Origin of the sequence: Flavobacterium sp. (assembly GCF_020217025.1) — a bacterium.
GTDB lineage: Bacteria > Bacteroidota > Bacteroidia > Flavobacteriales > Flavobacteriaceae > Flavobacterium.
The window spans coordinates 1-10,000 of record NZ_JAIWOF010000001.1 but is presented as its reverse complement, the minus strand read 5'-3'; the positions used below and the strand labels follow the sequence as shown (position 1 = coordinate 10,000).

Sequence of the window (10,000 nt, the reverse complement as noted above, 5' to 3'; positions counted from 1 at the left end):
AAAATAAATCCTAACAAAGGTGGTTCGCTTCCCAAATGCGTAACGCTGCTGAAAACGGCAACATTTAATACGCCTTCAGTTGAAACGGTTCCAATCAAATTAGCCGATTTGTAACCGGTAACACAATTGACTAAGTTCAGTCGCGGCACTTTTGACATATAGAACAATTCGTCTTTCGTAATCTTTCTCATAGCAATTTTTATTCAAAGATACATTTTGTTTAACTAATATTAAAAATAATTAAACAAAATTTGAATTCAAAATGAAAAATCTAATAAAATTCGGGCTTGGAAATTTATTATTCCGTATTTTTGCAGTCCAAATTTTTACAAAAATCTTCATGCAAACGCCACAAAAAATTGCTGTTGTAGGTTCTGGATTAGTAGGAACTTTATTGGCAATCTATTTAAAAAGAGCCGGACATACAGTACATGTTTTCGACAGAAGTCCCGATATTAGAACGGTTGAGTTTTCAGGTCGTTCCATTAATTTGGTGATGTCAAATCGCGGTTGGAAAGCATTGGAAGATGTTGGCTTAGATGAAGAAATTAGAAAAATCGGAATTCCAGTGGATAAAAGAGCGATTCATTTACAAGATGGAATGCTGAATTATCAATATTATGGTAAAGAAGGTGAAGCTATTTTTTCTCTATCAAGAGGCGTTTTGAATAGAAAAATGGTGGATTTGGCGGAAGCTGAAGGAGTAGAATTTTTCTTCGAGCGTAAAATTTGGGATGTAACCTTAGCCACCGCAACTTTATGGGAAGGCGAAACCGAACAAGGTGATTGGACCGAGTTAAAATACGATAAAGTTTTCGGAGCAGATGGTGCTTTCTCGAGAATTAGACACAGAATGCAACGTCAATCGATGTTTGATTATTCGCAAGAGTTCATGAAAATTGGTTACAAAGAATTGCATATTCCTGCTAATGCAGATGGTTCTCCAAAAATTGATATTCATTCGTTACACATTTGGCCAAGAGGAAATTTCATGTTGATGGGATTGGCTAATTTAGACAACTCGTTTACTTGTACTTTGTTCATGCCAATTGAAGGCGAAAATTCGTTTGAATCCTTAACAAATGAAGAAAAATTAGTTTCGTTTTTTGAGAACTATTTTCCAGATACAAAAGAAGCACTTCCAGATTTAGTGCGCGATTTTTTCAGAAATCCGAATAGTTATTTGGCGATTATGAAGTGTTTCCCTTGGACATTTAACGATAAAATTGCTTTAATTGGTGATTCTGCGCATGCGATTGTACCTTTCTACGGTCACGGAATGAATGCAGGGTTTGAAGATATTACGATTCTGAATGAGTTAATGCAACAATATGGCGACGATTGGGATCGAATTTTTAAAGCTTATGAAATTTCAAGAAAGCCAAATGCCGATGCGATTGCTGAACTTTCGAGAAGAAATTTTGAAGAAATGAGTGCAAAAACCGCTGATACTAATTTCTTATTACAAAAGAAAATCGAAAAATGGTTTTCCGACAAACATCCAGAAAAATGGATGCCGTTATATAGCCGTGTAACTTTTAGTTTACAACCTTATTCAGAAGCCATGGCGATTGGCGATTTTCAAAATGAAATTATGCAAGAAGTTTTGAAAATGGATAATATTCAAGAAAATTGGAATTCAGAAGAAGTTGAAAATAAGATTTTAGAGTTGTTAAAATAAATAAAAAGAGGCAATTGCCTCTTTTTTAATCTTCTCTATTTACAGCATCCATACTAAACGCAGGAGTACAAATCGCCAAATATTCACAAGCTTCATCAAACGGATTTGAATATTGAATGCGTGTGTTTTTCTCAATTTTAATTGATTGACCTGCTTCTAAAACTATTGTTTCATCTTCGATGATAAATTGTTTTTTCCCTTTAATGATATAGGTGTATTCATCAAATTCTGGAGTTTGAAAAGGTTCGCTCCAACCAGGTGGCGCAATCATATGTGCAATCGAAATCGCTGAATTGTTTGTGGTTGCCAATCCGTGATGTTCTTCAATCAATTTTCCATCAGTGGTTGGAACTACGAATGGTGCTTTTTGGATGAAATATTTTTTCATTTCTTACTTCTTAAATATAAAATAAACTGCCAATACTAAAAAACAGAATCCTACTGCGTGATTCCATCGAAATGTTTCATTTTTAAAGAAAACCAATGAGAAAATCACAAAAATCACCAAAGTAATTACTTCTTGAATCACTTTCAATTGCATTAATGAAAACGGACCGCCATTGCCTTGATATCCAATTTTATTCGCAGGAACTTGAAAGAAATATTCAAACAAAGCCAATCCCCAACTGATTAAAACAATAGTGATTAACCCAGCGTTTTCAAACCATTTTAATTCTTTAAATTTTAAGTGTCCATACCAAGCCAATGTCATGAAAACATTAGAAAGTATTAGTAATCCTATAGTGATAAATCCTTTCATTAACGTTTAAACATTTTCATTAATAAACCAAAAGCGCCGCGAATAAAGCTCGCACTCGTAACCACTTTGGTAATTGATTTCCCAACTACTTCAGCCGTGCTTGGTTCTTCTTTTGCTTTTCGGGTTGGTTTTTCTGCTTCTTGTTCGGCTGCGACTTCTTGTGCTTCGGCAATTTTTTTATTTAGCATTTCGTAAGCACTATCTCGGTCAACAACCTCATTATATTTCTTCGCCAATTTCGATTTTGCAATACTTGCTTCAATTTCACTTTCAGTTAAAACATCCATTCTACTCATTGGAGCTCGCATCATGGTGGCTACTAATGGTGTAGGTGTTCCTTTTTCGCTTAATGCGGTTACAAAAGCTTCTCCAATTCCTAACGATGTTAATACTTCATCGGTTTCATAAAAATCGGTATCGGGATAATTTTCAGCGGTCATTTTAATTGCTTTTCTATCATTTGCCGTGAAAGCTCTTAATGCATGCTGAATTTTTAAACCCAATTGTGCCAAAACGCCTGTTGGAACATCCATCGGATTTTGCGTAATAAAATACACTCCAATTCCTTTCGAACGAATTAATTTCACAATCGTTTCAATTTGATTTAATAATGTTTTGCTGGCCTCGTCAAAAATCAAATGGGCTTCATCTATGAAAATTACTAATTCAGGTCGTCCAGCGTCGCCTTGTTCGGGCATGGTGTTGTAAATTTCGGCTAATAAACTCAACATGAAAGTCGAAAATAATTTCGGTTTGTCTTGAATGTCGGTTAATCGCATGATGTTCACGTAACCATTTCCGTTTTCGTCAATTCGCATCAAATCTTGAATATCGAATGATTTTTCACCAAAGAATAATTCCGCGCCTTGTTGTTCTAATTCGATAACTTTTCTCAAAATCGAACCAGTTGAACTGGTTGAAATTCTTCCGTATTCGACTTCAAATTCTGCTTTTCCTTCTTCGGTTGCGTAATTAAGAACTTTTTTGAAATCTTTCAAATCCAATAATGGCAAACTATTATCATCGCAATATTTAAAAATGATTGAAACAACGCCGGCTTGCGTATCGTTCAAATCTAATATTCGAGAGAATAAAACAGGTCCAAATTCAGAAACCGTTGCTCGTAGTCGAACTCCGTTTTGTTCTGAAATGGTCATTAATTCTACCGGAAAAGCTTTCGTTTCATAAGGAATCGAAATTTTAGCGTGACGTTCTGTAATAAACGATTTTTCTTCGCCAGGCATTGCAATTCCAGAGAAATCACCTTTAATGTCCATCATTAAAACCGGAATTCCATTTTGCGATAATTGTTCGGAAAGCACTTGAATGGTTTTGGTTTTTCCAGTTCCGGTTGCTCCAGCAATTAATCCGTGACGGTTTAAGGTTTTTAATGGAATGTTTATGTGTGTATTTGGAACCGCTTCGCCATCTAAAATTCCACCACCTAATGTGATGAATTCGCCTTTACAAGCGTAACCTTCGTTTATATGTTTGCTAAAATCTTCTGTCTTGCTCATTTCGATGTGTTTTGAATTTCAAATGTAGTTAAAATCCGAGGAAATTTCAAGGACAATGACAAGTACAATTTCAAAATTCTGAGGGCTAACTTCTAAATTCTAACTTCCAAGTCGTATCTTTGCCCACTATTTTTATTTAAGATGTTACAAAAAGAAGTACAATTAGCGGTTGAAAAAGGCGAAATGTTGCCTTTAATGGAGGAGTTTTATACGATTCAAGGCGAAGGATATCATACAGGAACAGCAGCTTATTTCATTAGAATTGGCGGTTGCGATGTAGGTTGCCATTGGTGCGATGTGAAAGAAAGTTGGAATGCGGAATTACATCCACCAACGAATACCGATGTAATTGTTGCCAATGCCAAAAAATACGCCGATACCGTAGTGGTAACAGGAGGAGAACCTTTGACTTGGGATATGACTTTATTGACTTCAAAATTAAAAGCACAAAATTTAAAAGTACATATTGAAACTTCTGGAGCTTATGAAGTTTCTGGAACTTGGGATTGGTTTTGTTTGTCTCCAAAGAAAAATAAATTACCAGTTCAAAGTGCTTATGATATTGCTAATGAATTAAAAGTAATCATCTACAACAAACACGATTTCATTTTTGCCGAAGAACAAGCTGCTAAAGTAAATCCAAATGCGATTTTATTTCTACAACCTGAGTGGAGTAAAAAAGAAGAAATGACACCTTTAATTGTGGATTATGTGATGAACAATCCGAAATGGAGAGTTTCGTTGCAAACCCATAAATATTTGAATATTCCTTAATTATATGAAGAAGTTTTTAGTATTAGCTGTATTTGTTTTGTTTTCTAACTTAAGTTTTTCACAATTAGGAGGAGAAGATGAAGTGTATTTAGGAGGTGAGTTTATCGAAGCCAAATTTCAAAATGGAGGAATTGATAAATTTTACGATTACATAATTGCCAATTTTGATACTCAAACAGTTGAGAAAAAGGGACAAATTATTTTTGAATTCACGGTGAATGAAAATGGCGAAGTGAAAAATATAAAAGTAGTTCGTGATTTAGGAACGAATTCGGCAGTTGAATTAATTCGAGTTTTACGAAAAGCTCCAAAATGGCAACCTGCTTCAAGAGGAGGAAAGCCAGTTAGCATAAACTTAAAAATGCCTTTGACATTTAAATAAACAAAAAATCCCAAATCGATAGTTTTGGGATTTTTTGTTTTTATAAAGATAGCTTCGCTAAATAATCAAAATGTTTCCCTTCCAAAATCAATTCACATTCCAAACCATTTGCAATTGCGGCATTTTGAAGCGTGTTATAATCCAAATATAACCAATCAAAAGTGTCTTCGGTTTCTCCTTTATATTGAATGGTGAACGTTAATTCGCCATAATAACCATTCGCTGGAACTTCGTAAGCACCATCTTCGTCTTGGTCGTACATATAAATTAAGTCCGAACTATCAATTAGAATTTGTCCGCCTTCGTTTAAAAGAGATTTTAGTTTTTGCAAGAACTTCGAAATCTGATTCATTTTTCCGAAAATTCCAGTTCCGTTCATCAAAAGAAGAATGGTGTCAAATTTTTCCAAAGTATTTAAATCTAACACATCTGAAACTTTACAGTTTTTCAAACCTCTCAATTCACAAGCCTTAATTGCATTTTCTGAAATATCAATTGCGGTAACATCAAAACCTTTTTCTTGCAAATACAAAGCGTGACTTCCAGCACCACAACCTACGTCTAACACTTTTCCCTTGGATAATTGCAATGCTTTTTGTTCCAATTTTGGCATCTCTTTAAAATCACGAAACAAATAGGCAACGCTCATTTCATCAGCTTCCGAAATTGAAGTTTCAGTAATTAAATCTTCGGGAGAATTATTGGTTTGGTAATCTAAAATGGCTTTTCCGAAAAGGTCTTTCATGGTTTGTATTTCAAAATTCAACATTCGTTATTCTAAATTCGAAATTCAAAATCGTAACTTTGCAGTAGAAAATTCATAAAATGCTAAAGCCAAATTTAAACGAACTCGGAAAACTTGCCAAAGATACACATAACGAAACCAAAAAGTATTTTGACAAGCTAAAAAAGAAAACACCCAAGAATTTGGATTATGTAATGCAAGATTTACACGATGCCGAATTCAAAAAAACGGATTGTTTGGAGTGTGCCAATTGTTGCAAAACAACTGGACCATTGTTTACTTCAGCTGATATTGAACGAATTTCAAAGAGTTTTCGTCAAAAACCACAGCAATTTATCGATCAATATTTACGTATTGATGAAGATAATGATTACGTTTTAAAAAGTGTTCCGTGTACGTTTTTGGATAGTGACAACAAATGTTTTATCTACGATGTCCGCCCAAAAGCCTGCCGTGAATTTCCACACACCGATAGAAAAAAGTTTCAACAAATCTCAGATTTAACTTTAAAAAATGTTGCGATTTGTCCAGCGGCTTATAATATTGTGGAGAAAATGAAGGAGAAGTTGCCGCTTTAAGAAGTGTTCAGTGTTCAGTTAAAAGTGTTCAGTTTTATCGCAACCTTGTCATTCCGTTAGGAATCTCAAAAATTTAGTTTAATCTTGTTGAAATAACTTCTATATTTAAATCATTTCCATTACAAGTAATTTTTGAAATAACGGAAAAATCATTCAAAAGATATTTTGTCTTTTTAATTCCAATATTTTCTAGATTTAAATGTTCTAAGTATTCTTCTTTATTTTCGATTCTTAGTTTAGTAAATTTTTGATTTTTGTTTTCTGAAAATCCTCTCAATTCATATGAATAATTTTTTTTATCGGAAAGAATTAATATGTTATAATAAAATTTGTTTTTGGTAAAAGGTATATCAATTTGAACAGTGTCTTTTGGATTAAACTCACAATTAAAATTTTCGTAAACAACAAAATTTAAAAATCCTTCTTTAGATTTTAATTTGTTAATTTCTTCAGCAATATCTTTTCTGAATTCTAATATGAAATCAATATTTTTCTTTAAATCTTCTTGTTTGTAGATTAAAGAATCTGTTTTATTTAATTTGCTAATTATTAGATTGTTCCAATTATCAATCGGAATAGTTCTATTTTCTTTTAAACAACTTGAAAATATTAATAGAAGTAAAAGTAATAGTCTTTTCTCTTTCATCTTTTCTCTATTTTCTTCTATTCATAAATCAAATACTTTTTTCTCACTTCCTTAAACTGTTCCAAACCTTCTTGCCAGGTTTTTCTAATCTCTTTTTCAGTCATTCCGGCTTCAATTTGTTCACGGAGTTTTTTGGTTCCGGCTAATTTGGTAAAGAAATCATTGAAGAAAACGGTCTTGTCAGCAGTGTTTTCATAAGCTTTCAATAACCATTTTAATTCCAATCTGTGTATTTTTCTAATTTCAGTTAAATCTTCGCCAAAACATAACTTACCATTATGAACTGGGTCTTTTGCTCCAAAATTTGGTTTAGGAGTAAAGCTAAAATCAAATTCAGTTTCTGGTAAAAAAGGCGAACCATAAATTTGGAATTGTTTTTCGGTACCACGACCTAAGCTTACATTCGTGCCTTCAAAAAAGCACAAACTCGCATACAAATTAATCGATTGATCGTTTGGTAGGTTTGGCGAAGGCTTTACTGGTAAACTATATTTCATATCATGCGAATAGTTCAAACAAGGCGCTACTTTCAAATCACATTGAATACTATCTTTTAACCATTTTTCTCCATTAATCATTTTGGCATATTCACCAATCGTCATCCCGTGCAAAACTGGAATTTCATGCATCCCAACAAAACTCTTGTGTTCCTTTTCTAATATCGGACCATCAATAATAGTTCCGTTCGGATTTGGTCGGTCTAAAACCAAAAGCGGAATATTATTTTCCGCACAAGCTTCCATTACATAATGTAACGACGAAATATATGTGTAAAATCGAGCGCCAACATCTTGCAAATCGAAAACCAAGACATCAATTCCTTCTAATTGCTCTGGTTTTGGCTTTTTGTTGTTTCCGTAAAGGGAAATAATCGGCAAATTTGTTTTGGTGTCTTTTCCGTCGACGATTAATTCGCCAGCATCAGCAGTTCCTCTAAAACCATGTTCAGGTGCATAAATTTTCTGAAGGTTGATGTTTTGTTCGATTAAAAAATCAACTAAATGCTTCTCTTTTGATAAACGGACTCCATGGTCTTCAGGACTTAATTTGCTTTTGTCTTCTAATATTCCCGTTTGATTCGTAACTATTCCAACGCGTTTGTCTTTCAACAACGGCAAATAACTTTCAAAGTTTTCAGCACCCGTTTTAAAAGTGACATCTGTTGAAGTAGAAGTCAAAGTCACATTATCAGTACTCGGTTTTATTTGAGGAATTGCCTTTTTACTACTTCCACACGAAACAGAAAGTATTAGTAAGCCAATTAATGTTGTAAATCGGTATATATTGTATTTCATAACTATTTTTAATCTGTGTAAATCTGTGTAATCTGTGGCAAAAACTTTATGTATATTTGCCTTAATTATAATTTTTAAAACCTTGAATTTAGAATATTTCATAGCCAAAAGACTAATTGCTGCTAAAAGTTATAAAAGTAGTATTTCTTCGCCAATTATAAAAATTGCGATTACGGCAATTGCCATCGGAATTATTATGATGATTATGGCTGTGGCTACGGGTGTTGGACTTCAAGATAAAATTCGTGAGAAAGTTTCAGCTTTCAACGGACACATTATTATTTCTAATTTCGACGATAATCAATCGCAAGTTACTACTGAGCCTATTTCCATCAATCAGAGTTTTTATCCCAAATTCAAAAATGTAGAAGGTATCAGTCATGTGCAAGCCGTAGCAAGCAAAGCTGGAATCATTCGCACAGAAAAAGCGTTCGAAGGTATCATATATAAAGGTGTTGGAAAAGATTATAATTTTACCAATCTAGAAGAATATCTAGTCGATGGTAAAATCCCAAATCTAAAATCCGAACTCAATACCGAAGTTTTGATTTCAGAATACTTAGCCAAACGTCTTAATTTGAAAGTAGGCGATAAGTTTCTAACCTTTTTCATGAAAGAAAACGGAAAACTTCCCAATAAAAGAAACTTTCTAATCACCGGGATTTTCAACTCAGGTTTTCAAGAATTCGATGCTACTTATATTATAGGTGATATTCGTCACGTGCAACTCATCAATAAATGGCAACCAACAGAAGTCGGAGCATTCGAAGTTTTCGTAGACGATTTTTCAAAAATCAAAGAAAAAGGAGAGGAAGTCTACAAAGAAATTCCACCTACTTATAATAGTATTACCATCGAAGAAAAGTATTATAGCATTTTCGAATGGCTAAAATTGTTTGATTTTAACATCTTGGTTATTCTAATTGTAATGATTGTGGTGGCTACGATTAATATGGTTGTCGCATTATTAGTCCTAATTTTAGAACGCACCCAAATGATCGGAATTCTAAAAGCCATGGGCGCCAACAACTGGAATGTTAGAAAAATATTTTTGTACAACGCCTTCTATTTAATCGCTCGCGGTTTGTTTTGGGGAAATCTAATCGCTATTTCCTTATTACTAATTCAAAAATTCTTCGGCGTAATCCAACTCAATCCCGAAAACTATTACGTAAACGAAGCGCCAGTAAGTATCAATTTACTTCACATCGCATTATTAAATATCGGAACCGTAATCGTTTGTTTGTTGGTTTTATTAATTCCATCTTACATCATCACCAAAATTTCACCAGTAAAAGCAATACGTTTCGATTAATTTTTTTAGAAGCACCCGTTCAACATTCCATAAAACTTTTAGTCCCGCTGTGCGCTACAATTTTTTTTTTGCCTTGTCATATTAAGTGAATTCGAAATAAGGCAAAAAAAGATTTCCACTCCCATCGGGGCTAGATAAGACGTTTGCTATTCCAGATAACCATCCCACTGGCTCGCTAAGCGAGCAATGATTTGCCCTTGAATTTGAACTTGTCCTTGAACTTGTCCTTGAACTTGTCATCCTATGTTTGCAAAAGGAAGTTCTTTGAAAATTTTATAAATTTATTTCAACAGAAGAAAGAGAAAGA

At 33.7% G+C, this 10,000-nt stretch carries 11 protein-coding genes and 1 pseudogene; 5 read left to right on the top strand and 7 right to left on the bottom strand.

Annotated features, from left to right (window positions below):
• A pseudogene (locus tag LDL23_RS00060) lies at nucleotides 1-191 on the bottom strand (flavin oxidoreductase); the annotation flags it as partial.
• Nucleotides 192-340: 149 nt separating this feature from the next.
• Between LDL23_RS00060 and LDL23_RS00055 the strand changes: the two are divergent.
• Nucleotides 341-1,681, top strand: coding sequence for an NAD(P)/FAD-dependent oxidoreductase (locus LDL23_RS00055; RefSeq protein ID WP_291263873.1), 1,341 nt, complete (start codon nucleotides 341-343; stop codon nucleotides 1,679-1,681).
• Between the two features lie 25 nt (nucleotides 1,682-1,706).
• On the opposite strand, the gene LDL23_RS00050 is transcribed toward LDL23_RS00055, so the two are convergent.
• From LDL23_RS00050 to LDL23_RS00040, 3 genes are read right to left on the bottom strand one after another with little or no spacing between them, the layout of a single operon-like run.
• Nucleotides 1,707-2,069: a cupin domain-containing protein gene (locus LDL23_RS00050; RefSeq protein ID WP_291263872.1), complete on the bottom strand. Its 363-nt coding sequence runs from the start codon at nucleotides 2,067-2,069 to the stop codon at nucleotides 1,707-1,709.
• Between the two features lie 3 nt (nucleotides 2,070-2,072).
• On the bottom strand, nucleotides 2,073-2,441 hold the full coding sequence (locus tag LDL23_RS00045; RefSeq protein WP_291263871.1) for a DMT family protein: 369 nt from the start codon (nucleotides 2,439-2,441) through the stop codon (nucleotides 2,073-2,075).
• Nucleotides 2,441-3,958, bottom strand: coding sequence for a helicase HerA-like domain-containing protein (locus tag LDL23_RS00040; protein WP_291263870.1), 1,518 nt, complete (start codon nucleotides 3,956-3,958; stop codon nucleotides 2,441-2,443). Before LDL23_RS00040 ends, LDL23_RS00045 begins: the two co-directional genes overlap by 1 nt.
• Nucleotides 3,959-4,099: 141 nt before the next feature.
• On the opposite strand from LDL23_RS00040, the gene LDL23_RS00035 reads away from it, so the two are divergent.
• Together LDL23_RS00035 and LDL23_RS00030 are read left to right on the top strand one after the other, a co-directional pair.
• Nucleotides 4,100-4,732, top strand: coding sequence for a 7-carboxy-7-deazaguanine synthase QueE (locus LDL23_RS00035; protein ID WP_291263869.1), 633 nt, complete (start codon nucleotides 4,100-4,102; stop codon nucleotides 4,730-4,732).
• 4 nt (nucleotides 4,733-4,736) lie between these two features.
• Nucleotides 4,737-5,114 (top strand): energy transducer TonB, encoded by a 378-nt coding sequence (locus LDL23_RS00030; RefSeq protein ID WP_291263868.1) that lies wholly within the window; start codon nucleotides 4,737-4,739, stop codon nucleotides 5,112-5,114.
• Nucleotides 5,115-5,154: 40 nt separating this feature from the next.
• On the opposite strand, the gene LDL23_RS00025 is transcribed toward LDL23_RS00030, so the two are convergent.
• Nucleotides 5,155-5,859 (bottom strand): bifunctional 2-polyprenyl-6-hydroxyphenol methylase/3-demethylubiquinol 3-O-methyltransferase UbiG, encoded by a 705-nt coding sequence (locus LDL23_RS00025; RefSeq protein ID WP_291263867.1) that lies wholly within the window; start codon nucleotides 5,857-5,859, stop codon nucleotides 5,155-5,157.
• 80 nt (nucleotides 5,860-5,939) lie between these two features.
• Between LDL23_RS00025 and LDL23_RS00020 the strand changes: the two genes are divergently transcribed.
• Nucleotides 5,940-6,437, top strand: coding sequence for a YkgJ family cysteine cluster protein (locus LDL23_RS00020; protein WP_213242419.1), 498 nt, complete (start codon nucleotides 5,940-5,942; stop codon nucleotides 6,435-6,437).
• 73 nt (nucleotides 6,438-6,510) lie between these two features.
• Here the strand turns inward: LDL23_RS00020 and LDL23_RS00015 are convergent, their stop codons facing one another.
• Nucleotides 6,511-7,083, bottom strand: a complete 573-nt coding sequence (locus LDL23_RS00015) for a hypothetical protein (RefSeq protein WP_291263866.1) — start codon at nucleotides 7,081-7,083, stop codon at nucleotides 6,511-6,513.
• Nucleotides 7,084-7,100: 17 nt separating this feature from the next.
• Nucleotides 7,101-8,378, bottom strand: coding sequence for a DUF1343 domain-containing protein (locus LDL23_RS00010; RefSeq protein WP_291263865.1), 1,278 nt, complete (start codon nucleotides 8,376-8,378; stop codon nucleotides 7,101-7,103).
• Between the two features lie 82 nt (nucleotides 8,379-8,460).
• On the opposite strand from LDL23_RS00010, the gene LDL23_RS00005 reads away from it, so the two are divergent.
• Nucleotides 8,461-9,693 carry an FtsX-like permease family protein gene (locus LDL23_RS00005; protein WP_291263864.1) on the top strand — a complete coding sequence of 411 codons (1,233 nt, stop codon included), beginning with the start codon at nucleotides 8,461-8,463 and terminating at the stop codon, nucleotides 9,691-9,693.
• The last annotated feature ends 307 nt before the right edge of the window (nucleotides 9,694-10,000 follow it).